Annotated in this window: 1 rRNA gene; it reads right to left on the bottom strand. The window is 51.9% G+C overall.

Annotation, left to right across the window (positions count from 1 at the left end):
* A 23S ribosomal RNA gene (locus AB4070_RS18605) occupies nt 1-359 on the bottom strand; the annotation flags it as partial.

The following is a 359-nucleotide window of genomic DNA, read 5'->3' as shown; positions in this document are numbered from 1 at the left end:
TCCACAGGTCATCCGCTAACTTTTCAACGGTAGTCGGTTCGGTCCTCCAGTCAGTGTTACCTAACCTTCAACCTGCCCATGGATAGATCGCCCGGTTTCGGGTCTATWCCCAGCGACTARACGCCCTATTAAGACTCGCTTTCGCTACGCCTCCCCTATTCGGTTAAGCTYGCCACTGAAWATAAGTCGCTGACCCATTATACAAAAGGTACGCAGTCACACCACGAAGGTGCTCCCACTGCTTGTACGTACACGGTTTCAGGTTCTTTTTCACTCCCCTCGCCGGGGTTCTTTTCGCCTTTCCCTCACGGTACTGGTTCACTATCGGTCRRTYASGAGTATTTAGCCTTGGAGGATGG

This window comes from Microbacterium sp. 2RAF4, assembly GCF_052115285.1.
GTDB lineage: Bacteria > Actinomycetota > Actinomycetes > Actinomycetales > Microbacteriaceae > Microbacterium > Microbacterium oxydans.
Note: the sequence above shows the minus strand (reverse complement) of the source record. Positions and strands in the feature narration are given on the sequence as shown.